Annotated in this window: 1 pseudogene; it reads right to left on the reverse strand. The window is 62.5% G+C overall.

Annotated elements, in window-relative coordinates:
• Window positions 1-123 precede the first annotated feature (123 nt).
• A pseudogene (locus IVA82_RS26695) lies at window positions 124-357 on the reverse strand (tyrosine-type recombinase/integrase); the annotation flags it as partial.
• Between the last annotated feature and the right edge of the window lie 163 nt (window positions 358-520).

Here is a 520-nt window from a genome sequence, read left to right on the forward strand (position 1 = left end):
ATGGCATTTGCCATCGCTTCACCTCCACCGATCAGCTCATGCCAGGCTGTATCGCAGGCGAACCTCGCGATGGCGAGGTGGGGGCCTCATGCCGGTTACGTTTGGGATGGGATTGGACAGCAAAAGCAGATCGAGCAGGTGTGGGGAGAGCATGACGTTCCGGTCCTTGCCGCCCTTGCCCTGCTCGACGCGGATGATCATGCGCTTGCTGTCGATGTCGGCGAGCGAGACGACTTCGGTGGCGCGCAGTCCCGCACCATAGGCCACGCTCAGCGCCGCCTTGTACTTCAGCCCCGGCGCGGCATCGAGCAGCCGCGCCACTTCTTCGGGGCTGAGAACCACGGGCAGCTTGCGCGGTTCGTGAACGACATGGGTATGTTCGAGGATCTCATGCCGCTTCAACGTGACCCGGAAGAAGAACCGTGAGCGTCATGGGAGGATCACCGTGCCCGGCCTTGACTTGCGCGGAATGCTCTGGATTGCGCGGTCAGGGTGATTGACGCTGCCGTTGAGCGGTGAT

This window comes from Bradyrhizobium sp. 142 (assembly GCF_023074015.1).
In the GTDB taxonomy this organism is placed as follows: Bacteria; Pseudomonadota; Alphaproteobacteria; order Rhizobiales; family Xanthobacteraceae; genus Bradyrhizobium.